The following is a 24,429-nucleotide window of genomic DNA, read 5'->3' as shown; positions in this document are numbered from 1 at the left end:
TTTACGGGAATATGATACACCGCTCTGACACCGTTGTCTTAACCCCTGATAATCGTCGTTTGCCTAAAAAACACTGCACGGATGTGAGAATGCGCAAGCTGAGATGGCTGACGCGTCGTTTATACCCGCGACGTTTACGCAACCAAATGATCATGATGGCCATTCTGATGGTCATTGTGCCGACGATTTCTATTGGTTATATCGTAGAAACCGAAGGTCGGTCAGCAGTCTTATCTGAAAAAGAGAAAAAACTGTCATCGGTGCTCACTCTGCTTAACGGTGCGCTGGGCGATAGCTTTAGCCACTACGCGGATTTACCGCGTGAAGCGCGCATTCGGGCGCTGAATCTTGAGTTGGGCCCCATCACCGAACGGATCACCCAGGCATTTCCTGGCATCGGCGCGGGGTATTACAACAAGGCACTGGATGCAATCATCACCTACGCCCCCTCTGCGTTGTATCAAAGTAATGTCGGTATCACCATCACTGACGATCACCCCGGACGTGAAGTGATGAGCAGCAACGCACCTGTGGTTTTTTCCGGACGACAGGTTCGTGGCGACATCCTCAACTCCATGATCCCCATCGAACGGCAGGGTGAAGTTATTGGCTATATCTGGGCGAATGAACTGACGGAAGATATCCGCCAGCAAGCCTGGAAAATGGACGTCAGGATCATTGCCGTGCTGGCTGCCGGACTCATCAGTAGCCTGCTGTTGATTGTGCTTTTCTCTCGCCGTCTCAGTGCGAATATCGACATTATCACCGACGGGCTCTCCACGCTGGCGCAAAAAACACCAGCCCGACTGCCTGAACTGCCCGGCGAACTGGGACAAATCAGCCGCAGCGTCAATGCGCTGGCACAAACGCTTCGGGAAACCAAAACCCTTAATGACCTGATTATTGAGAACGCAGCAGACGGCGTCATTGCCATCGACAGACAGGGCGATGTCACCACCATGAACCCGGCGGCAGAGCAAATCACTGGCTATCAGCTTCATGAACTGGTCGGGCAGCCCTATGCAACCCTCTTTGCCGATACTCAGTTCTCCAGCCCGGTACTGGATACACTGGAGCACGGCACCGAACATGTCGCCCAGGAGGTAAGTTTTCCTGGTCGCGACCGCACCATTGAAATAAGCGTCACCACCAGCCGGATCCATAACGCGCATGGCGAGCTAATCGGAGCTCTGGTGATCTTCTCTGATTTAACGGCCCGCAAAGAGACACAGCGCCGGCTGGCACAAACGGAAAGGCTCGCGACGCTCGGCGAGTTGATGGCTGGAGTGGCGCATGAGGTACGTAACCCGCTGACGGCAATCCGTGGCTATGTACAGATCATCCGCCAACAAACGTCTTTACCAGAACATCAGGAATATTTATCCGTTGTGCTGAACGAAATTGACTCAATCAATAAAGTCATCCAGCAACTGTTGGATTTCTCTCGCCCGCGACAAAGCCAGTGGCAGCAGGTACGGCTCAATGCGTTGATTGAAGAAACGCTGATCCTCGTGCAAACCGCAGGCCTACAGGCTCGAATCGCATTTACCACAGAATTAGATGCCAGCCTGCCCGCCATCGTCGCCGATCGCGAACTCCTCAAGCAGGTGATCCTTAATATTTTAATCAATGCGGTGCAGGCGATAGCCGCACGGGGCGAAATTCGAATCCGCACCTGGCAATATTCAGCCTCACAGCAGGCGGTGATGATTGAAGATAATGGCAACGGTATCGATATTGCCATTCAGAAGAAAATATTCGACCCCTTCTTTACGACCAAAGCGTCAGGTACGGGTCTTGGACTGGCGCTAAGCCAGCGCATAATCAACGCGCATCAGGGGGATATCCACGTGACAAGTATGCCGGGCTGCGGCGCAACCTTCACCCTGATTTTACCTCTTAACCCGCAGGGAAATCCGTCAGAATGAAAACGACCTACCGTATTCTCATCGTTGATGACGAAGAAAATGTTCGCCGTATGCTTACCACTGCGTTTTCCCTGCAAGGGCATGAAACGCACTGCGCCAGCGATGGAAAAGCCGCGCTGACTCTGTTTGCTGATACGCATCCTGACGTGGTACTGATGGACATCCGTATGCCAGAGATGGACGGTATTGATGCACTGAAAGCCATGCGCGCCCAGCAGCCGCGGATCCCCGTGATTCTGATGACGGCCTACGCCGAAGTGGAGACCGCAGTAGAAGCTCTCCGTAGCGGCGCGTTTGACTATGTGATTAAACCCTTTGATTTGGATGAGCTCAATCTGGTCATTCAGCGCGCACTACAGCTTCAGGCAATGAAGCAGGAGATCCGCAATCTGCATCAGGCGCTAAGCACCAGTTGGCAATGGGGGCATATCCTGACTACCAGCCCGGTGATGATGGATATTTGTAAAGACACGGCAAAAATCGCCCTCTCACAGGCGAACGTACTGATTAGCGGCGAAAGTGGCACAGGAAAAGAGCTGATTGCCCGCGCCATCCACTACAACAGTAAACGCGCCAACGGCCCCTTTATCAAAATCAACTGTGCGGCCTTACCGGAATCCTTACTGGAAAGCGAACTGTTTGGCCACGAAAAGGGGGCATTTACCGGTGCACAAACCCTACGCCAGGGGCTGTTCGAACGCGCGCATCAGGGAACGCTTCTGCTCGACGAGATTGGTGAAATGCCGCTGGTTCTGCAGGCTAAACTGCTGCGTATTTTGCAGGAAAGAGAATTCGAGCGCATCGGCGGACACCAAACTATCCGCGTCGATATCCGTATTGTTGCCGCCACCAACCGCTGCCTGCAAACAATGGTGAAGGAAGGAACGTTCCGCGAAGACCTGTTTTATCGGCTTAACGTGATTCATCTGACCCTTCCCCCGTTACGCGAACGCCGCGAAGACATCGCCCTGTTAGCGAATCACTTTTTACAAAAATTTAGCTCAGAAAATCAGCGGGATATCATTGAGATCGATCCCACGGCGATGTCCATGCTTACCGCCTGGCCATGGCCAGGGAACATTCGTGAACTGTCTAACGTCATCGAACGCGCGGTGGTCATGAATACCGGTGCGGTGATTTTTGCCGAAGACCTGCCTGCGCAGTTCCGATCGCCTGTCAGTACCGTAACAGAGGTAAAAGCAGTTCAGACCGGAGAACGCAATCTGAAGGAAGAAATTAAGCGTGAGGAAAAACGCATCATCCTTGAGGTGCTCGACAATCAGGATGGCAACCGCACCCGCACCGCGCTAATGCTGGGGATCAGTCGGCGCGCTCTGATGTACAAATTGCAAGAGTATGGTATTGATCCGTCAGGCTCCTGATACCTAAATTTGCTATGCAGAATTTTGCACACTGCGCAAAAATCTGCATAGCAACTCCACATCCCCCTCGCCAGCTAATAAAAATAAATCATAAAATTCAAATAATTAAAAAATAATTTCGCTATTTGTCATTCTGGCACCCGGCTTGCAATTCCCTGAGCGTACCCAAAATGGAGTATGCAAAAGGGAAACATAATGAAAACAAAACTGATTACTTTACAAGACGCAGCGAGCTTCTTTCGTGACGGCATGACCATCATGGTCGGCGGTTTTATGGGGGTTGGCACGCCACCTCGCCTTGTCGAAGCCTTACTTGAATCTGGCGTCAGGGATTTGACGTTAATTGCCAACGATACCGCATTTGTCGATACCGGTATCGGCCCCTTAATCGTCAATGGTCGCGTGAGCAAAGTGATTGCCTCGCACATTGGCACCAACCCTGAAACCGGTCGCCGCATGATTGCCGGTGAAATGGACGTACTACTGGTGCCGCAAGGCACTCTGATTGAGCAAATTCGCTGCGGTGGCGCAGGCCTTGGCGGTTTTCTCACGCCAACCGGCGTCGGCACCGTAGTGGAAGATGGCAAGCAGACCATGACGCTCGATGGCAGAGTCTGGTTGCTCGAACGTCCATTACGTGCCGATCTGGCGCTAATCCGCGCACACCGCGCTGACACGCTTGGCAACCTGACCTATCAACTTAGCGCCCGTAATTTTAACCCACTGATTGCCCTCGCCGCCGACATCACACTGGTTGAACCGGATGAAATGGTCGAGATCGGTGAACTCCAGCCAGACCATATCGTTACCCCCGGTGCCGTTATCGACCATATCGTCATTCCACAGGAGAGCTAATCATGGATGCTAAACAACGTATTGCGCGCCGTGTGGCGCTTGAGCTTCACGATGGGGATGTCGTCAACCTGGGGATTGGTCTGCCGACAATGGTTGCGAACTACCTGCCCGCTGACATTCATATCACATTGCAGTCAGAAAATGGTTTTCTCGGTCTGGGGCCGGTCACAACCGCGCATCCCGACCTGGTAAACGCCGGTGGGCAACCGTGCGGGATTTTACCAGGCGCGGCCATGTTTGATAGCGCCATGTCGTTTGCGTTAATTCGCGGCGGCCATGTCGATGCCTGCGTGCTCGGTGGGTTACAGGTCGATGAGCAGGCCAACCTCGCCAACTGGGTGGTTCCCGGAAAAATGGTTCCCGGCATGGGAGGGGCGATGGATCTGGTGACCGGCGCGCGCAAAGTGATTATCGCGATGGAGCATTGCGCAAAAGACGGCTCAGCGAAGATCCTCCGACATTGCACCATGCCGCTGACAGCACAACATGCGGTGCATATGCTGGTGACCGAACTCGCTGTTTTCCGCTTCATTGACGGAAAAATGTGGCTTACGGAAATCGCGGAAGGATGCGATATCGCCATGCTGCGTGAAAAAACCGAAGCGCAGTTTGATGTCGCCGCCGAGCTGATTATCCTGCGAGGTGATGCATGATCGGCCGCATTGCTCGTTTTATGACGCGCGTGGTCAGCCGCTGGCTGCCCGACCCGCTGATTTTCGCCATGCTGCTAACGCTGTTGACCTTCGGCATCGCGCTGTGGCTGACGCCACAAACGCCAGTCAGCATGGTGAGATTCTGGGGTGATGGTTTCTGGAACCTGCTGGCTTTCGGCATGCAGATGGCGCTGATCATCGTCACAGGCCATGCGTTAGCCAGTTCGGGACCGGTGAAAAGTCTGCTGCGTACGGCAGCGTCTGCCGCCAAAACCCCCGCTCAGGGTGTCATGCTGGTGACGTTTTTCGGTTCAGTCGCCTGTGTCATCAACTGGGGTTTTGGTCTGGTAGTGGGAGCGATGTTTGCCCGTGAAGTCGCACGCCGGGTACCCGGCTCCGACTATCCCCTGCTGATTGCTTGTGCCTACATCGGTTTTCTCACCTGGGGGGGTGGCTTCTCCGGTTCAATGCCATTGCTGGCGGCAACGCCAGGCAACCCGGTTGAGCACGTCGCAGGGTTAATTCCGGTCGCAGATACGCTGTTTACCGGTTTCAACATCTTCATCACCGTGGCGCTGATCGTCGTGATGCCGTTCATCACACGCATGATGACGCCAAAACCGTCTGATGTGGTAAGCATCGATCCGAAGCTGTTACTGGAAGAAGCTGATTTCCAGAAAAAACTGCCACCCGACGCCCCGCCATCGGAAAAACTGGAAGAGAGCCGCATTCTGGCCCTGGTAATCGGGGCATTAGGGATTGCTTATCTGGCCCTCTATTTCACTGAGAAAGGCTTCAACATCACCATCAACACCGTCAACCTGATGTTTATGATTGCCGGTCTGCTGCTGCATAAAACGCCTATGGCCTATATGCGTGCCGTTAGTGCTGCCGCACGTAGCACCGCCGGCATCCTGGTGCAGTTCCCCTTCTACGCCGGTATTCAGTTGATGATGGAGCACTCTGGCCTCGGTGGATTGATTACCGAGTTCTTCATCAACGTCGCCAACAAAGACACCTTCCCGCTGATGACCTTCTTCAGTTCAGCACTGATTAACTTTGCCGTGCCGTCTGGCGGTGGCCATTGGGTTATTCAGGGACCGTTCGTCATGCCAGCCGCTCAGGCCCTTGGTGCCGATCTCGGTAAGTCAGTAATGGCTATCGCCTATGGCGAGCAGTGGATGAACATGGCGCAGCCGTTCTGGGCGCTACCTGCATTGGCTATCGCCGGATTGGGGGTGCGCGACATCATGGGGTATTGCATCACCGCCCTGCTCTTCTCAGGCGTCATTTTTGTCATTGGATTGACCTTGTTCTGACAGCCATTACTTACATAAAGGAACAGAAAAATGAAAAACTGTGTCATTGTCAGCGCGGCACGTACCGCAATCGGTAGCTTTAATGGCGCACTGGCGACCACCAGCGCTATCGAGCTGGGATCAACCGTGATAAAAGCGGCAATTGAGCGCGCTCATCTTGATCCACAGCAGGTTGAAGAAGTGATTATGGGTAACGTGCTGCAGGCCGGTCTGGGACAGAATCCGGCGCGTCAGGCATTGCTAAGAAGCGGTCTTTCCGACACCGTTTGCGGATTCACCGTCAACAAAGTGTGTGGCTCCGGTCTCAAAAGCGTGGCGCTTGCGGCTCAGGCGATCGCAGCCGGACAGGCCCAGGCACTGGTCGCTGGTGGAATGGAAAACATGAGTCAGGCCCCCTACCTGTTAGAGGCTAAAGCCCGCTGGGGATATCGCCTCGGTGACGGGCAATTGTCAGACGTCATTCTGCGCGATGGGCTGATCTGTGCTGAACATGGCTACCATATGGGGATTACCGCCGAGAACGTCGCTAAAGAGTACGGCATCAGCCGCGAAATGCAGGATGAACTGGCACTGCTATCACAGCAGAAAGCCGTTGCCGCAATAGAGTCCGGCGCTTTTCAGGCCGAAATTGTCCCCGTCAGCGTACAATCACGTAAGAAAACCCTCATTTTTGAACGCGATGAGTTTCCCAAGGCTGACTCCACGGCGGAAGGTCTTGCCGCATTGCGTCCGGCCTTCGACAAAGCCGGCACTGTTACCGCTGGCAACGCCTCGGGGATTAACGACGGTGCTGCCGCGCTGGTGGTAATGGAAGAGTCGGCAGCGCTGGCTGCTGGGCTAAAGCCGCTGGCGCGAATCAAAGCCTGGGCCAGCGGCGGCGTCGCCCCGGCGATGATGGGCATGGGACCCGTTCCGGCCACGCAAAAAGCGTTACAACTGAGCGGACTGCAGCTGTCGGATATCGATCTTATCGAAGCCAATGAAGCATTTGCCGCACAGTTTCTTGCCGTCGGCAAAACGCTGGGGTTTGATGCGCAAAAGGTCAACGTTAACGGTGGTGCGATTGCGCTGGGCCACCCTATCGGCGCCAGCGGCGCGCGTATTCTGGTCACATTGCTGCACGCGTTACAGGCACGGGATAAAACGCTCGGTCTGGCAACGCTGTGTATCGGCGGCGGCCAGGGTATCGCGATGATCGTGGAGCGGATGAACTAAAAAAAAGGGCCGGATTTCTCCGGCCCTTTTCATCACAACTTAATTACTCTTCTGCGTCATCTGCCGCATCGTCGTCGCTCTCAGCTTCAGGAGCGATATCATCGTCCCCTTCCGCAGCACTACCGTCGATGGAGTCAAGTTCTTCATCATCAACCGGTTCAGCAACACGTTGCAGACCGACGACGTTTTCATCTTCCGCCGTGCGGATGAGGATCACGCCCTGGGTGTTACGCCCAACCACGCTGATTTCCGACACGCGAGTACGCACCAGCGTACCGGCATCGGTGATCATCATGATCTGGTCGGTATCTTCAACCTGTACCGCGCCGACAACAGAGCCGTTGCGCTCGGTAACCTTGATGGAGATAACGCCCTGCGTCGCACGAGACTTGGTCGGGTACTCTTCCGCCGCGGTACGCTTACCGTAGCCGTTCTGCGTTACGGTCAGAATAGCGCCTTCACCGCGCGGAACAATCAGAGAAACAACTTTATCTTCTCCTGCCAGCTTGATACCGCGTACACCGGTCGCGGTACGACCCATCGCACGAACGGCATCTTCTTTAAAGCGCACCACTTTACCGGCAGCAGAGAACAGCATGACTTCATCAGAACCTGAGGTCAGATCGACGCCAATCAGCTCATCACCATCATTGAGGTTAACCGCAATAATACCGGCAGAACGCGGACGGCTGAACTCGGTCAGCGCCGTTTTCTTCACCGTACCGCTGGCGGTCGCCATGAAGACGTTCACACCCTCTTCGTACTCGCGTACCGGCAGAATTGCGGTGATGCGTTCGTTGGCTTCCAGCGGCAGCAGATTGACGATTGGACGTCCACGCGCGCCACGGCTCGCTTCCGGTAGCTGATAAACTTTCATCCAGTACAAACGACCACGGCTGGAGAAGCAGAGGATCGTGTCGTGAGTATTGGCCACCAGCAGGCGGTCGATAAAGTCTTCTTCTTTAATACGTGCTGCTGATTTACCTTTCCCGCCACGACGCTGCGCTTCGTAATCGGTTAACGGTTGATATTTCACATAGCCCTGGTGAGACAAGGTTACGACAACATCTTCCTGGCTAATCAGATCTTCGATGTTGATGTCAGCGCTGTTCGCGGTGATTTCAGTACGACGTGCGTCGCCGAACTGCTCACGAATCAGCTCCATCTCCTCACGGATAACTTCCATCAGACGATCGGCACTGCCCAGAATGTGCAGCAGTTCAGCAATCTGCTCCAGCAGCTCTTTGTATTCGTCGAGCAGTTTTTCATGCTCAAGGCCGGTCAGTTTCTGCAAGCGCAGATCCAGAATCGCCTGGGCCTGCTGTTCAGTCAGGAAGTACTGACCATCACGCACGCCAAACTCAGGTTCCAGCCATTCAGGACGCGCAGCGTCATCACCCGCACGTTCCAGCATGGCAGAGACGTTACCCAGTTCCCAGGAACGAGCAACCAGTGCCGCTTTCGCTTCAGCTGGGGTCGGTGCACGACGGATCAGTTCGATGATCGGATCGATGTTGGCGAGAGCAATCGCCAGCGCTTCGAGGATGTGCGCACGGTCACGGGCTTTACGCAGTTCAAAAATAGTACGGCGGGTAACCACTTCACGACGGTGACGAACAAACGCAGCGATAATATCTTTCAGGTTCATGATCTTCGGCTGACCATGGTGCAGCGCAACCATGTTGATACCGAAAGAAACCTGCAGTTGGGTCTGGGAGTAGAGGTTATTCAGCACCACTTCCCCAACCGCGTCGCGTTTCACTTCAATCACGATGCGCATACCGTCTTTGTCAGACTCGTCACGCAGTGCGCTGATACCTTCAACGCGTTTGTCTTTTACCAGCTCGGCGATTTTCTCGATCAGGCGTGCTTTGTTCACCTGATACGGAATTTCATGCACGATGATGGTCTCACGGCCAGTTTTCGCGTCAGCTTCGACTTCTGCACGTGCGCGAATGTATACCTTGCCGCGACCGGTACGGTAAGCTTCTTCGATACCACGACGACCATTGATGATCGCTGCGGTCGGGAAGTCCGGACCCGGAATATGTTCCATCAGCCCTTCAATGCTGATGTCTTCATCGTCAATATATGCCAGACAGCCGTTGATCACTTCCGTCAGGTTGTGCGGCGGAATGTTGGTTGCCATACCTACCGCGATACCGGACGAACCGTTCACCAGCAGGTTAGGAATTTTGGTTGGCATGACGTCTGGAATGCGTTCGGTGCCGTCGTAGTTATCGACGAAATCAACCGTTTCTTTTTCCAGGTCAGCCATCAGCTCGTGTGCGATTTTCGACATACGGATTTCCGTATAACGCATCGCAGCTGCGGAGTCGCCATCGACAGAACCAAAGTTACCCTGACCATCCACCAGCATGTAACGCAAGGAGAATGGCTGCGCCATACGAACAATGGTGTCGTAAACGGCGGTATCACCATGAGGGTGGTATTTACCGATTACGTCACCAACGACACGGGCAGATTTTTTATAGGCTTTATTCCAGTCGTTGCCCAATACGTTCATGGCGTAAAGTACGCGACGGTGTACCGGCTTCAGGCCATCTCGGACGTCCGGCAGCGCACGGCCAACAATGACCGACATCGCATAATCCAGATAGGAGCTCTTCAGCTCTTCCTCAATGTTGACCGGTGTAATTTCTCTCGCAAGGTCGCTCATCTAACCGCTATCCCTCTACTGTATCCCGGATTCAAAGGTCGCAAATTATAACACACCCGTGCAGATTCAGGTAAATGGATTCCCCCAGACAGAGGCTTTATTCATCCCGTCAGGCTGATATACTCGTTTGCATTGCAAATTTAGGAGTAGAAGCCCCAATGAATGCCGAAAAACCGCCGGTAACTCACAACGTTGACCATGAAGAAATTGCCAAGTTTGAAGCAGTCGCGTCACGCTGGTGGGATCTTGAGGGTGAATTTAAGCCTCTGCACCGCATAAACCCGCTGCGTCTGGGCTATATTGCCGAGCGGTCAGGTGGTCTGTTTGGTAAAAAGGTACTCGACGTCGGCTGCGGCGGCGGGATTCTGGCAGAGAGCATGGCGCGTGAAGGCGCAACGGTCACCGGCCTGGATATGGGGTTTGAACCCTTACAGGTGGCAAAACTGCATGCGCTGGAAAGCGGCATTCATGTTGAGTATGTGCAAGAGACAGTCGAAGAACACGCCGAGAAATATGCGCACCAGTATGACGTCGTCACCTGTATGGAAATGCTGGAACACGTACCGGACCCGCAGTCGGTGGTCAGAGCCTGCGCCAAACTGGTCAAACCCGGCGGCGAAGTGTTTTTCTCCACGCTCAACCGTAACGGTAAGTCCTGGTTGATGGCCGTGGTCGGCGCGGAATATATTCTGCGCATGGTGCCTAAAGGTACACACGATGTGAAAAAATTTATTAAGCCGGCTGAATTGTTACAGTGGGTTGACCAGACGGTGTTGAAGGAACGTCACATGACCGGTCTGCATTACAACCCCATCACCAACACCTTCAAACTGGGCCCCGGTGTGGATGTGAACTATATGGTGCATACCACCGCCAAAAGCGAATAAACCGGCGCTCATGGCCTGATGCCGCTGAATTGTAGGCCGGATAAAGCGCGCCAGCGCCGCCATCCGGCACGACACCGAGCGTCAATGCCTGATGGCGCTTCGCTTATCAGGCCTACGTGATTACGCATCACCTACTCATCCTGAGTAGGTGCCTTAGGGCAATTTTTGTGCCAGATCATAAGAACTTTCTTTGCCTTAGATGAAGAAATCAGCACTCGATCAAATTTTCTATTTTTTTTCTCAATTATTGACATCCCCGCCAGGCCTTATAAGACGCGCACTTAGCGATTCTTACCCTTTTGCAACCTCAATTTAACCTCAAAATCAACTCTTGTACTGAAAAGAATCCCTACTAGAATACTCACCATATAGCGTCTATTTTATCAAACAACCCCTACATATAGTATTTATCCACAGACTTAGTCACAACGTGGCACTGTGGATAATATGGGGGATATTTTTTCTTTCACGGACAGGTAAAAAACCACATGAATCAGAGTCTGCTGGTGACAAAGCGTGATGGTAGTACAGAGCGCATCAATCTCGACAAAATCCATCGAGTTCTGGATTGGGCGGCAGAAGGACTGAATAACGTATCGATTTCACAGGTCGAGTTGCGCTCCCACATTCAGTTTTATGACGGTATCAAGACTTCCGATATCCATGAAACAATCATCAAAGCTGCTGCGGACCTGATCTCCCGCGACGCGCCGGATTATCAGTACCTGGCTGCTCGCCTGGCAATTTTCCACCTGCGTAAAAAAGCCTACGGCGAGTTTGAACCGCCTGCACTTTACGACCATGTTGTGAAAATGGTTGAAATGGGCAAATACGACAATCATCTGCTGGAAGACTACACGGAAGAAGAGTTCAAGCAGATGGACTCGTTCATCGAGCACGACCGTGATATGACCTTCTCTTATGCTGCGGTAAAGCAGTTAGAGGGCAAATATCTGGTGCAAAACCGTGTGACCGGTGAGATTTATGAAAGCGCGCAGTTCCTCTACATTCTGGTCGCGGCCTGCCTGTTCTCTAACTATCCGCGTGAAACGCGTCTGCAATATGTAAAACGTTTCTACGATGCCGTTTCAACGTTCAAAATTTCGCTGCCGACACCAATTATGTCCGGCGTGCGCACCCCTACCCGTCAGTTCAGTTCCTGTGTACTGATCGAGTGTGGCGACAGCCTGGATTCGATTAACGCCACGTCCAGCGCGATTGTAAAATACGTTTCTCAACGTGCTGGCATTGGTATCAACGCGGGTCGCATTCGTGCGCTGGGTAGCCCTATTCGCGGCGGTGAGGCGTTCCACACGGGCTGTATCCCATTCTACAAACACTTCCAGACAGCGGTGAAATCCTGCTCTCAGGGCGGCGTGCGCGGCGGTGCCGCTACGCTGTTCTACCCGATGTGGCATCTGGAAGTGGAAAGCCTGCTGGTGTTGAAAAACAACCGTGGCGTAGAAGGTAACCGCGTCCGTCATATGGACTACGGTGTGCAGATCAACAAGCTGATGTATACGCGCCTGCTGAAAGGCGGTGACATCACCCTGTTCAGCCCGTCCGATGTTCCGGGTCTGTACGACGCATTCTTCGCCGATCAGGACGAGTTTGAACGCCTGTACACAAAATATGAAAACGACGACAGCATCCGCAAACAGCGCGTGAAAGCAGTTGAGCTGTTCTCGCTGATGATGCAGGAACGTGCTTCTACTGGTCGTATCTACATTCAGAACGTTGACCACTGCAACACCCACAGCCCGTTTGATCCGGCTGTCGCACCGGTACGCCAGTCCAACCTGTGTCTGGAAATCGCACTGCCGACCAAACCGTTGACCGATGTGAACGACGAAAACGGTGAAATCGCACTGTGTACGTTATCCGCATTCAACCTTGGTGCTATCGACAGCCTGGATGAGCTGGAAGAACTGGCCGTACTGGCTGTGCGTGCTCTCGATGCGCTGCTGGATTACCAGGATTATCCAATTCCGGCCGCTAAACGTGGTGCCATGGGCCGTCGTACGCTGGGTATTGGCGTGATCAACTACGCCTACTGGCTGGCGAAAAACGGTAAGCGTTACTCTGACGGCAGCGCAAATAACCTGACCCACAAAACCTTTGAAGCCATTCAGTATTACCTGCTGAAAGCCTCTAACGAACTGGCAAAAGAGCAAGGCGCATGCCCGTGGTTCAACGAAACCACCTATGCGCAGGGTATTTTGCCGATCGATACCTATAAGAAAGATCTGGATGCCATTGCCAACGAGCCGTTGCACCTGGATTGGGAGCAACTGCGTGAGTCCATTAAGACCCACGGTCTGCGTAACTCCACGCTTTCTGCGCTGATGCCGTCGGAGACCTCTTCGCAGATCTCCAACGCCACTAACGGCATTGAACCGCCGCGCGGCTACGTGAGCATTAAAGCATCCAAAGATGGCATTCTGCGTCAGGTTGTGCCGGACTACGAACACCTGCACGACGCGTACGAACTGCTGTGGGAGATGCCGAACAATGACGGGTATCTGCAACTGGTAGGGATCATGCAGAAATTTATCGATCAGTCGATTTCTGCCAACACCAACTACGATCCGTCACGCTTCCCATCAGGAAAAGTGCCGATGCAGCAGTTACTGAAAGACCTGCTCACCGCCTACAAATTTGGTGTCAAAACGCTGTATTATCAGAACACCCGCGACGGTGCGGAAGATTCTCAGGACGATCTGGTACCATCCATTCAGGATGATGGCTGCGAAAGCGGCGCATGTAAGATCTGATGAATGATGCCGGGTGGCGCTATGCTTACCCGGCCTACGATTGCACGGTTTGTAGGCCGGAAAAGGTGCTTGCACCGCCTCCGGCGCACATCCCACAAAGGATTCACATCAATGGCATACACCACTTTTTCACAGACGAAAAATGACCAGCTTCTGGAACCGATGTTTTTCGGCCAGCCGGTGAACGTCGCCCGCTACGACCAGCAAAAATATGACATCTTCGAAAAACTGATCGAAAAGCAGCTCTCTTTCTTCTGGCGTCCGGAAGAAGTCGACGTTTCACGTGACCGCATTGACTTCCAGGCACTGCCGGAACATGAAAAACATATTTTTATCAGCAACCTGAAGTATCAGACGCTGCTGGACTCTATTCAGGGGCGTAGCCCGAACGTGGCTCTGCTGCCGCTGATTTCTATCCCTGAGTTGGAAACCTGGGTGGAAACGTGGGCATTTTCCGAGACTATCCACTCCCGCTCTTATACCCATATCATCCGTAATATCGTTAACGATCCCGCGGTGGTGTTCGACGATATCGTCACCAACGAACAGATCCAGAAACGCGCGGAAGGTATTTCCAGCTACTACGATGAGTTAATCGAGATGACCAGCTACTGGCATCTGCTGGGCGAAGGCACGCATACGGTTAATGGTAAAACGGTTGTCGTCAATCTGCGTGAACTGAAGAAAAAACTGTATCTGTGCCTGATGAGCGTTAACGCGCTGGAAGCTATTCGCTTCTACGTCAGCTTTGCCTGCTCTTTCGCTTTTGCGGAACGTGAACTGATGGAAGGCAATGCAAAAATCATTCGTCTGATTGCCCGTGATGAAGCCCTGCATCTGACCGGCACCCAGCATATGCTGAACCTGCTGCGCAGCGGTGTCGACGATCCAGAGATGGCCGAAATTGCCGAAGAGTGTAAACAAGAGTGCTATGACCTGTTTGTACAGGCCGCGCTGCAGGAAAAAGAGTGGGCAGATTATCTGTTCCGTGACGGTTCGATGATCGGTCTGAACAAAGATATCCTGTGCCAGTACGTTGAGTACATCACCAATATCCGTATGCAGGCTGTTGGCCTTGATCTGCCATTCCAGACACGCTCTAACCCGATCCCGTGGATCAATACCTGGCTGGTATCCGATAACGTCCAGGTTGCACCGCAGGAAGTGGAAGTCAGCTCTTACCTGGTCGGCCAAATCGACGCCGAAGTTGATACCGACGACCTGAGTAATTTCCAGCTCTGATGGGCCGCGTTACTCTGCGCATCTCTGGCACACAACTGCTGTGCCAAGATGAACATCCTTCCCTGCTCGCCGCGCTCGAATCGCACAACGTTGAAGTCGAGTATCAGTGCCGTGAAGGTTACTGCGGTTCTTGCCGTACCCGCCTGGTGGCGGGACAGGTTGACTGGATTGCAGAACCTCTGGCGTTTATTCAGCCGGGCGAGATATTGCCCTGCTGTTGCCGGGCAAACGGGGATATTGAGATTGAAATGTAGTGCTTAGTGGACTTCATGCGCGGAGACCAGTACCACGTCGCCGCGTCTTTTCATCTGCATGATATACAACGCCCCGGCCAGCACCACCAGCAAAGCCCCGACCAGGTAAATCGCCCGATACCCCACGCCTTCAACCATCATCCCCATGATGAACGCACCAATCGCCATTCCCGCGTCCATTGCATTGAAAAACAACGAATTGGCAACACCGATTTTGTGCGGCTCCACCGAGCTAATAATTTGTGTCTGAAACACAGGCGTCACTGAGCCATAGCCGATACCGATCAATCCGCCGGCCAGAATCATCATCATACTCCCGTTGGTGTAACCCAGCGCCACCAACCCAACGGTGAAGGCCAGTAAGCACGGGTAAACCACGTATTTCGGCCCTTTTTTATCACAGATATTGCCGGTAAAGGTTCGGCAGACCATCAGGCAAATAGCGTAGCAAAGCAGGAAATTACTGGCAGCTGCCATCAAATCCAATTCGCGGGCATACAATGCAAGGAAGGCTGAAACACCCGCATAGGAAAAGGTCATAAAGAATGTCACCATCGCGAAAGGCAGCGCAGCGCGGTCAAACATGGCGGCAAAGCCCAGCTTCGGTTTAGATCCATCAGCGTGACGAATCACTGGCGGTACGGCGACAATCAGTGACAGCACAATCCCCAGCGCAGCCACGGCCGTGCACAGCCAGAATGCGGCGGTGTATGCTTCCCAGCGCGCCATGTTCAGCCCGACCCATGGCCCAACCACCATCGCCAATCCCATGGCTAACGAGAAAAAACTGATGCCCTCCCCACGTCGGGAGGCCGGTATCAACCGCGCGGAAATCGTTCCTTTTACCGTGGTTATAACGCCAAACGTTACACCATGAAGCACCCGAATCAGCAGGAGTGATTCAATTGAATGGCAAACCGGATACAGCGCAGTGACCACCAAAAAGGCCAGAGAAGAGAGCACCAGAATCGTTTTATTCGAATATTTTCCCACCCACTGCCCGGCAAAAGGACGAACAAGAATGGCTGCGCCCAAAAAGAACGTGACTAATAAACCGGCCTTATCAGGAGTCGCATGCAGGCGATCCGAAATATAGATCGGAAGCAGGGTCAGCAGGACATAAAAAACAAAAAAGATAATAAAGCTGATAATTGTTATTGCCCAAAAATCCTTCGTCCACAGTTTTTCTTTCATTTTCGACAACCTGTTCAGACGGCGCACGCAGGCAACGCTCAGCTCAACTGAACCACGGACAGGTGCGTCAAAATGTGATTTATACCCGTCATACTTCACGTTGCTTACGTGTTGGCTACGCCAATTATTTTGGGTACTGAATGTAGAAAGCAAGTATAAACAGGCCTATGATATTAGAGAAATTAATCATTTTAATTATATTAATTAGAGATAACTAATGACGCTAACACAGATCCACGCCCTGCTTGCCGTTCTTGAGTACGGTGGTTTCACCGAAGCCAGCAAACGGCTCTATATGACCCAATCGGCAGTGAGTCAGGCTATTTCAGCGCTTGAAGAAGAGCTGGGCATCGATATTTTAATCCGTGAGCGTCGAAAAGATATTCAGCTAACGCCAGCAGGTTCCCGGCTTATCCCACACCTTCGTGAGATTATCGTGCAAACGCACGCGGTCAAAGAGATTGCCGAGCAGGAGAAGCAAAACCCAATTCGTACCCTGCATATTGGCTGTTTTCCCAGTGCCTGCGCCTGCATTTTACCCGGCATCATCCGCTACTTTGAGCATCAGCACCCTACTATCAAAATCATACCCTACGAAGAGAACAGCAACGAGATAGTGGATTCACTCCGCAATGGGAGCATTGATGCAGGCTTTGTACACTTCCCGGTCAGCAATATGTATTGCGTACCTGTCATTCGTGACAGATTCACCGTAGTGGTCCCCGAAAGCCACCCGCTGGCAGCCAACACCACCGTTTCGCTGGAAGAACTGATGGGAGAACCGCTGATTATCAGTAAAGGCCGCTATGAATTAAGCATCATGACATTGTTTAAAGAAAAAGGGATTGAGCCAGTTATTAAATACGAATTTAACCATCCGGATACCGCAATGAGTTTTATTCGCCAGGGGCTGGGGATTGCATTACTACCGGAACTCACGCTGAAGGCAGTTGGCGGGGAAATTCGCTCTGTAGCGCTGGAGCCAACGTTTTATCGACAAATATCGTTATTGGCAAAAGAGCCGCCGGTAGACGGCAGCCCTTTATTTCTACTGCAGGCATATATGGAATCGTTGACTGCTGACGGCCTCATCTAGCAATCTGCTCACGCTTCACAAATAAGGCCTGCGAGAATACGTTCATCGCAGGCCTTCTGCCGTTACTCTTTATGCAGGAATTTTACCGCTTTGTCGGGGAAGTCGGTGAACAGCCCGTCAACGCCCGCCTTGTTGTACAACACGTCATACAGCTGGTTTACATCCGTTGCATAATCCGGCAACTGATCGGCACGAACAGTATATGGATGCACCACCATCTTGTTCTGGTGCGCGTCCTGTACCATACCCGTTAATGAGATATTGCCCTTACTGGACTTCTCATCAACCAACATATGGTAGTCCGGCCCAATGCCATCCGCATACTCCGCCACCTGCTTCATGGCACCCGGTTTGAACATCCAGTCGTAGTTGTAATTTACCCAACTGCCGTCTGGTTTTTTCTCCTGAGTTTCATTCCAGTCAGTGTACGCAATCAACTGCACCAGATTGAGATCCATCCCCATCTTCGGTTCCAGTTCATTTTTGATGCGTTTTAACTCCGCAACATCAAAGCACTGCAGATAGACATTGTCTTGTTTACCGGTGTACCCGTACTTTTTCAGCACTTCCAGCGTCTTAGCGGCGATGTCCTTCCCTTCCTGGTGATGGAACCACGGCGCTTTCATTTCCGGGTAAATGCCGATGTTTTTGCCAGTTGAATGATTTAATCCCTGAACAAACTCAATTTCTTCTTCGAAAGTGTGCACACGGAAATCAGATTTACCCATCGGGAAACGCCCTGGATATGTCTGTACCTTTTTGCCATTTTCGATATCGAAACCTTCGGTAAATTTCAGCGATTTGATCTCATCCAGCGTAAAGTCGATGGCATAGTAACGCCCATCTTTACGCGCACGATCCGGGAAGCGCTCAGCAACATCGGTTACGCGGTCAAGATAGTGGTCATGCAGGACAACCAGGTGATCATCCTTGGTCATCACCAAATCCTGCTCCAGAAAATCCGCACCCTGAGCATAAGCCATCGCTTTCGCAGGCAGCGTGTGCTCGGGTAAATATCCGCTGGCACCACGGTGTGCAATGACAATTTTATCTGCGGCAACCGCCGCACTGCTAACAACCATACCTGCCAGCATCAGCGCTACGCTGAGACTTTTCAATGTGGTTTTCATCCATTAGCCCCCGTTACGCTTCAGCATCATTTCTGCATGATGGCGTTTTTCACCAATCATGACGACCACCAGCAGAATCACCGCCAGTACGCTACCGCCAATCATCACCATGAAGCCGCCATCCCAGCCGAAGAAGTCAACGGTGTAACCTACAATGGCGCTCGCCGCTACAGAGCCGCCCAGGTAGCCGAACAGTCCAGTAAAGCCTGCCGCCGTCCCCGCCGCTTTTTTCGGTGCCAGTTCCAGCGCATGCAGACCGATCAACATGACCGGGCCGTAGATCAGGAAGCCGATGATAATCATACAAGCCATATCCACGTTCGGATTGCCTGCCGGGTTCATCCAGTAAACGACCGTCGCGATGGTGACCAGCGTCATAAAGAACACACCTGTGGCACCACGGTTACCGCGGAAGACTTTATCCGACATCCAGCCGCACAGCAGCGTACCTGGAATACCGGCATACTCGTACAGGAAGTAAGCCCAGGACGATTTATCCAGCGCAAAATGCTTCACTTCTTTCAGATAGGTCGGTGACCAGTCCAGGATACCGTAACGCAGCAGATAGACGAACACGTTGGCGATAGCGATATACCACAACAGTTTATTCGGCAGTACGTATTGCATGAAGATCTGCTTCGCAGTCAGCTCTTCTTCCGCTTTTTCGTTGTAATCATCCGGATAGTCGTTCTTGTACTCTTCGATAGGCGGCAGGCCACAGGACTGCGGCGTATCACGCATCATCGCAAAGGCGAACAGCGCAACGACTATCGCACCAAAGGCAGGCATGTACAGCGCAGCTTTCCAGTCGTTAAACCAGGCCATACCCAACAGGAACAGCAGCGGAGGCAGACCGCCACCTACGTTATGCGCACAGTTCCAGACGGAAACGATGCCGCCACGCTCTTTCTGCGACCACCAGTGCACCATGGTACGGCCACACGGCGGCCACCCCATCCCCTGGAACCAACCGCAGAGGAACAGCAGCACAAACATGACTGCAATGCTGGATGTCGCCCACGGCACGAAGCCCATGAACAGCATCACCGCAGCAGCCAGAATCAGACCCGCTGGCAGGAAAACGCGCGGATTCGAGCGATCCGAGACGGACCCCATGATGAATTTCGAAAATCCGTATGCAATGGAGATACCGGACAACGCAAAGCCCAGATCGCCACGAGAGAAACCCTGTTCAACCAGATACGGCATGGCCAGAGCAAAGTTCTTACGTACCAGATAGTACGCGGCATAACCGAAAAAAATCCCCAGGAAAATCTGCCAGCGCAATCGACGATAAGTCGGATCGATCTCCGCTGCAGCTAAACGCGCTTTGTGTGGCGCAGGTTTAAAAATACTCAACATATATAGTAGCCTCCGTGGCCGTCTTTCATTCGAAGGAAACACTGCAGATTGCCGTAACAACCCTACCGCTCCCAGTGTGGCCGCGATGTTAAGGAAACATTCAGGGCAATAATGTGAATTACAGCACAGATTGTTACACATTTATGACAAATGTTCATAAAAGCGCACGGAATCACGTTTCATTTTCGAATTATGAGCGATTATGCGCGAAATCAAACAATCCATGTTTTTTATGTGGCTAAATGATAAAAAACGAACTGTGAGGAAAAACAATGAAAACTCGCGACTCGCAAACAAGTGACGTGATTATCATTGGTGGAGGAGCAACAGGTGCAGGGATCGCACGCGACTGTGCCCTGCGCGGATTGCGCGTCATCTTAGTAGAACGCCACGATATCGCGACAGGCGCGACGGGCCGTAACCACGGTCTGCTGCACAGCGGAGCACGTTACGCTGTTACTGATGCTGAATCTGCCCGCGAATGCATTAGCGAAAACCAAATTCTGAAACGTATCGCCCGCCATTGTGTTGAGCCGACGGACGGTCTGTTTATTACGCTGCCAGAAGATGAACTCTCTTTCCAGGCAACCTTTATTCGTGCCTGTGAAGACGCGGGCATCCGCGCAGAAGCGATTGATCCACAGCAGGCGCGTATTATCGAACCTTCGGTAAACCCGCAACTGATTGGCGCAGTGAAAGTACCAGACGGTACCGTTGATCCTTTCCGCTTAACCGCCGCCAACATGCTGGATGCACGAGAGCACGGTGCGATTATCTTAACGGCCCATGAAGTGACGGGGCTGATTCGTGAAGGTGCGACCGTGTGCGGGGTGAACGTACGCAACCATCTGACAGGCGAGATGCAGTCTCTGCATGCGCCGGTGGTCGTTAATGCCGCCGGGATCTGGGGTCAGCGCATTGCAGAATATGCGGATCTGAGCATCCGTATGTTCCCGGCGAAAGGTTCTCTGTTGATCATGGACCATCGCATAAACCAGCATGTTATCAACCGCTGCCGTAAGCCATCTGACGCCGATATTCTGGTCCCTGGCGATACCATTTCACTGATCGGTACAACCTCACAGCACATTGATTACGACGATATCGACAGCAACCGCGTCACCGCAGAAGAGGTGGATATTCTGCTGCGTGAAGGTGAGAAGTTGGCGCCAATTATGGCGAAAACTCGCATCCTGCGTGCTTACTCCGGTGTGCGTCCGCTGGTGGCAAGCGACGACGATCCGACCGGCCGTAACGTCAGCCGCGGTATTGTGTTATTCGATCACGCCACGCGCGACGGACTGGACGGATTTATCACCATTACCGGTGGCAAACTGATGACCTACCGCCTGATGGCGGAATGGGCCACCGACGCAGTGTGCCGAAAACTGGGCAATTCTCGCCCTTGTACGACCGCAGAGACAGCACTGCCAGGCTCGCAGGAGTCAACCGAACACACGCTTAAACGCGTTATCTCTTTGCCAGCGCCACTGCGCGGCTCAGCGGTCTACCGCCATGGCGACCGCACCCCGGCATGGCTTAGCGAAGGCCGTCAGCACCGTAGCCTGGTCTGTGAATGTGAAGCCGTCACCGCAGGTGAAGTGCAATATGCCGTTGAAAATTTAACCGTCAACAGTTTGCTCGATTTACGTCGTCGCACCCGCGTCGGGATGGGGACGTGTCAGGGCGAATTGTGTGCCTGCCGCGCCGCAGGTTTGCTACAACGTTTTAATGTCACTACCGCCGCACAATCTATCACCCAGCTTTCTGAATTCCTCAACGAACGCTGGAAAGGCGTGCAGCCTATCGCGTGGGGAGATGCACTGCGCGAAAGCGAGTTCACCCGCTGGGTTTATCAGGGGTTATGCGGTCTGGAAAAGGAGCACCAGAATGAAATTTGATACCGTCATTATCGGCGGCGGTCTCGCCGGGCTGATGTGTGGCCTGCAACTGCAAAAAAGCGGGTTGCGCTGCACGATTGTTACCCGCGGCCAAAGCGCTCTGCACTTTTCCTCCGGCTCACTGGATTTGCTCAGCAACCTGCCAGATGGTCAACCGGTAACCGACATTGAAGCAGGGCTGAATGCACTGCGTACTCAAGCTCCGGGTCATCCTTATAGCACCATCGGAACGCAGACTGTACTGGCGCTGGCGCAGCAGGCGCAGAATCTGTTGGAAGAGTGTGGAACACATTTGCACGGTAAGGTTCATCAAGCTCATCAACGTGTAACACCGTTGGGAACCCTGCGTTCAACCTGGCTTAGTTCGGCGGAAGTGCCGGTCTGGCCGTTATCAGCACAACGCATCTGTGTGGTGGGAATTAGCGGCTTACTGGATTTCCAGGCGCACCTGGCCGCAGCCTCACTGCGCCAGCGTAACCTCAGCGTCGAAACGGCTGAAATCGATTTGCCAGAACTGGATGTCCTGCGTGATAACCCAACCGAGTTTCGTGCCGTCAACATTGCACGTCTGTTAGATAACGAAGATAAATGGTCGCTGCTCTATGACGCCCTGCTGCCAATCGCAAAAACCTGCGACATGATAATTATGCCAGCCTGTTTCGGTCTGGCTGACGATCGGCTCTGGAAGTGGCTCAACGACCGCCTGCCCTGCTCACTGATGTTATTACCCACTTTACCGCCATCAGTGTTGGGCATGCGCCTGCATAACAAATTGCAGCGCCAATTTGTACGCCAGGGTGGGGTGTGGATGCCTGGCGATGAAGTGAAAAAAATCACCTGTCAGGATGGCGTTGTCAGCGAAATCTGGACCCGCAACCATGCCGATATTCCATTGCGTCCACGCTTCGCCGTGCTCGCCAGCGGCAGCTTCTTTAGCAGCGGACTGGTTGCCACGCGTGAGGCCGTTCATGAGCCGATTCTCGGTCTGGATGTACAACAAACCGCCACACGTGCGCAATGGTATCAGCGTGACGTTTTTGATCCGCAGCCGTGGCAACAGTTTGGCGTAACCACCGATGCTGAACTGCGTCCATCGCTTGCAGGAAAAACAGTAGAGAATATGTTTGCCATCGGATCGGTACTTGGCGGTTTTGACCCTATCGCCCAGGGTTGCGGAGGCGGAGTGTGCGCAGTGAGCGCTTTACACGCCGCTCATCATATTGCGAAACGTGCAGGAGGCCAGCAATGAGCGACACACGTTTTGAAAGTTGTATCAAATGCACAGTGTGCACCACAGCCTGCCCGGTAAGCCGTGTCAACCCTGGTTACCCTGGCCCTAAACAAGCCGGCCCTGACGGTGAACGTCTGCGTTTGAAAGATGGTGCGTTATACGACGATGCGCTGAAATATTGCATCAACTGCAAACGCTGTGAAGTGGCCTGCCCTTCGGATGTCAAAATTGGCGATATCATTCAACGCGCTCGTGCCAAATACGACACGACGCGTCCATCGATACGTAACTTTGTCTTAAGCCATACCGATTTGATGGGCAGTGTTTCTACGCCGTTCGCACCCATCGTGAACACCGCTACATCATTGAAACCGGTGCGTCAACTGCTGGATTACGCGTTAAAAATCGATCATCGCCGTACGCTGCCGAAGTACTCCTTTGGCACCTTCCGCCGCTGGTATCGCAGCGTTGCCGCACAGCAGGCGCAGTACCAGGATCAGGTCGCCTTTTTCCACGGCTGTTTTGTGAATTACAACCATCCCCAGCTCGGCAAAGACCTGATCAAGGTGTTGAATGCGATGGGTACCGGCGTACAACTGCTGAGTAAAGAGAAATGCTGTGGTGTACCACTGATCGCCAACGGTTTCACCGATAAAGCACGTAAGCAGGCGGTAAGTAATGTGGCTTCACTGCGAGAAGCGATTGACGGAAAAGGCATCCCGGTTATTGCCACCTCTTCAACCTGTACCTTTGCGCTACGCGATGAATACCCTGAAGTGCTGGATGTCGACAACTCAGGTCTGCGCGAACATATTGAACTGGCTACACGCTGGCTGTGGCGCAAGCTGGATGAAGGGAAAACGTTGCCGCTGAAAACGTTGCCGCTAAAAGTGGTCTATCACACACCCTGTCATATGGAGAAAATGGGCTGGACACTCTATACGCTGGAACTGCTGCGACAAATTCCCGGACTTGAACTGACTGTGCTGGATTCACAGTGCTGCGGGATCGCCGGAACTTACGGATTCAAAAAAGAAAACTATCCGACGTCACAATCAATCGGCGCACCGTTATTCCGCCAGATTGAAGAAAGCGGCGCGGATATCGTCGTGACCGACTGCGAAACGTGTAAATGGCAGATTGAGATGTCAACAAGCCTTCGCTGCGAACACCCTATCACCCTGCTTGCCAAAGCGTTGGGTTAAACCTGTTGCCCGGTGTCATTTGCTACCGGGCATTTTTTTGCGTAGCCCGTTCCGCTTAATTGAATACGTTGCAGTCGGGCGTATTTATCTCTGATTCACCCACGCAAAGACCCCATTTTCC

18 protein-coding genes are annotated in these 24,429 nt (G+C 52.9%); 14 read left to right on the top strand and 4 right to left on the bottom strand.

Annotated elements, in window-relative coordinates:
• Nucleotides 1-89: 89 nt before the first annotated feature.
• The 6 genes from atoS (at nt 90) to QMN38_RS05150 (ending at nt 7,352) form a co-directional block, all read left to right on the top strand.
• Entirely contained in the window at nt 90-1,928 is a 1,839-nt protein-coding gene (gene atoS, locus QMN38_RS05175; RefSeq protein ID WP_271457298.1) for a two-component system sensor histidine kinase AtoS, read from the top strand.
• Complete coding sequence (gene atoC / locus QMN38_RS05170) at nt 1,925-3,310, top strand: acetoacetate metabolism transcriptional regulator AtoC (protein WP_323604646.1); 1,386 nt, start codon at nt 1,925-1,927, stop codon at nt 3,308-3,310. The genes atoS and atoC overlap by 4 nt, the downstream gene beginning before the upstream one ends.
• Nucleotides 3,311-3,505: 195 nt before the next feature.
• Complete coding sequence (gene atoD / locus QMN38_RS05165; RefSeq protein WP_323604645.1) at nt 3,506-4,165, top strand: acetate CoA-transferase subunit alpha; 660 nt, start codon at nt 3,506-3,508, stop codon at nt 4,163-4,165.
• 2 nt (nt 4,166-4,167) lie between these two features.
• Nucleotides 4,168-4,818: a 3-oxoacid CoA-transferase subunit B gene (locus QMN38_RS05160; protein ID WP_202038220.1), complete on the top strand. Its 651-nt coding sequence runs from the start codon at nt 4,168-4,170 to the stop codon at nt 4,816-4,818.
• Complete coding sequence (locus QMN38_RS05155) at nt 4,815-6,137, top strand: TIGR00366 family protein (protein WP_318044346.1); 1,323 nt, start codon at nt 4,815-4,817, stop codon at nt 6,135-6,137. Before QMN38_RS05160 ends, QMN38_RS05155 begins: the two co-directional genes overlap by 4 nt.
• Nucleotides 6,138-6,167: 30 nt before the next feature.
• A complete protein-coding gene (locus QMN38_RS05150) occupies nt 6,168-7,352 on the top strand; it encodes an acetyl-CoA C-acetyltransferase (protein ID WP_323604644.1) in 1,185 nt (394 codons plus the stop codon).
• A 43-nt stretch (nt 7,353-7,395) separates the two neighbouring features.
• Here QMN38_RS05150 and gyrA read toward each other — a convergent pair whose 3' ends face one another.
• A complete protein-coding gene (gene gyrA, locus QMN38_RS05145; RefSeq protein WP_271440115.1) occupies nt 7,396-10,032 on the bottom strand; it encodes a DNA topoisomerase (ATP-hydrolyzing) subunit A in 2,637 nt (878 codons plus the stop codon).
• Nucleotides 10,033-10,190: 158 nt separating this feature from the next.
• Between gyrA and ubiG the strand changes: the two genes are divergently transcribed.
• The 4 genes from ubiG (at nt 10,191) to yfaE (ending at nt 15,189) form a co-directional block, all read left to right on the top strand.
• Nucleotides 10,191-10,919: a bifunctional 2-polyprenyl-6-hydroxyphenol methylase/3-demethylubiquinol 3-O-methyltransferase UbiG gene (gene ubiG, locus QMN38_RS05140; protein WP_271440116.1), complete on the top strand. Its 729-nt coding sequence runs from the start codon at nt 10,191-10,193 to the stop codon at nt 10,917-10,919.
• Nucleotides 10,920-11,407: 488 nt separating this feature from the next.
• On the top strand, nt 11,408-13,693 hold the full coding sequence (gene nrdA / locus QMN38_RS05135; protein ID WP_271448514.1) for a class 1a ribonucleoside-diphosphate reductase subunit alpha: 2,286 nt from the start codon (nt 11,408-11,410) through the stop codon (nt 13,691-13,693).
• Nucleotides 13,694-13,804: 111 nt separating this feature from the next.
• Nucleotides 13,805-14,935, top strand: coding sequence for a class Ia ribonucleoside-diphosphate reductase subunit beta (gene nrdB / locus QMN38_RS05130; RefSeq protein WP_003834668.1), 1,131 nt, complete (start codon nt 13,805-13,807; stop codon nt 14,933-14,935).
• On the top strand, nt 14,935-15,189 hold the full coding sequence (yfaE, locus tag QMN38_RS05125) for a ferredoxin-like diferric-tyrosyl radical cofactor maintenance protein YfaE (RefSeq protein WP_115643144.1): 255 nt from the start codon (nt 14,935-14,937) through the stop codon (nt 15,187-15,189). Before nrdB ends, yfaE begins: the two co-directional genes overlap by 1 nt.
• Before the next feature lie 3 nt (nt 15,190-15,192).
• On the opposite strand, the gene QMN38_RS05120 is transcribed toward yfaE, so the two are convergent.
• Complete coding sequence (locus QMN38_RS05120) at nt 15,193-16,383, bottom strand: MFS transporter (RefSeq protein WP_323604643.1); 1,191 nt, start codon at nt 16,381-16,383, stop codon at nt 15,193-15,195.
• A 217-nt stretch (nt 16,384-16,600) separates the two neighbouring features.
• Here QMN38_RS05120 and QMN38_RS05115 point away from each other — a divergent pair, with 217 nt between their 5' ends.
• Nucleotides 16,601-17,479 (top strand): LysR family transcriptional regulator, encoded by an 879-nt coding sequence (locus tag QMN38_RS05115; RefSeq protein WP_271448516.1) that lies wholly within the window; start codon nt 16,601-16,603, stop codon nt 17,477-17,479.
• Between the two features lie 62 nt (nt 17,480-17,541).
• On the opposite strand, the gene glpQ is transcribed toward QMN38_RS05115, so the two are convergent.
• Nucleotides 17,542-18,609: a glycerophosphodiester phosphodiesterase gene (gene glpQ / locus QMN38_RS05110; protein ID WP_137384133.1), complete on the bottom strand. Its 1,068-nt coding sequence runs from the start codon at nt 18,607-18,609 to the stop codon at nt 17,542-17,544.
• 3 nt (nt 18,610-18,612) lie between these two features.
• Complete coding sequence (glpT, locus tag QMN38_RS05105; RefSeq protein ID WP_137384134.1) at nt 18,613-19,971, bottom strand: glycerol-3-phosphate transporter; 1,359 nt, start codon at nt 19,969-19,971, stop codon at nt 18,613-18,615.
• Nucleotides 19,972-20,243: 272 nt separating this feature from the next.
• Here glpT and glpA point away from each other — a divergent pair, with 272 nt between their 5' ends.
• Genes glpA through glpC form a run of 3 tightly spaced genes read left to right on the top strand, consistent with a single transcriptional unit; the run spans nt 20,244 to nt 24,308 of the window.
• Nucleotides 20,244-21,872, top strand: coding sequence for an anaerobic glycerol-3-phosphate dehydrogenase subunit A (gene glpA / locus QMN38_RS05100; RefSeq protein WP_323604642.1), 1,629 nt, complete (start codon nt 20,244-20,246; stop codon nt 21,870-21,872).
• Nucleotides 21,862-23,121, top strand: a complete 1,260-nt coding sequence (glpB, locus tag QMN38_RS05095; protein ID WP_271448517.1) for a glycerol-3-phosphate dehydrogenase subunit GlpB — start codon at nt 21,862-21,864, stop codon at nt 23,119-23,121. Before glpA ends, glpB begins: the two co-directional genes overlap by 11 nt.
• The gene (gene glpC / locus QMN38_RS05090) at nt 23,118-24,308 is read left to right on the top strand and encodes an anaerobic glycerol-3-phosphate dehydrogenase subunit GlpC (protein ID WP_323604641.1); all 1,191 of its coding nucleotides are present in this window, start codon (nt 23,118-23,120) and stop codon (nt 24,306-24,308) included. The genes glpB and glpC overlap by 4 nt, the downstream gene beginning before the upstream one ends.
• Nucleotides 24,309-24,429 lie beyond the last annotated feature (121 nt).

This window comes from Citrobacter sp. R-1.5.2 (assembly GCF_035064245.1).
Classification (GTDB): domain Bacteria; phylum Pseudomonadota; class Gammaproteobacteria; order Enterobacterales; family Enterobacteriaceae; genus Citrobacter.
The sequence above is the reverse complement of the archived record's forward strand: the minus strand, read 5'-3'. Positions and strand labels throughout refer to the sequence as shown.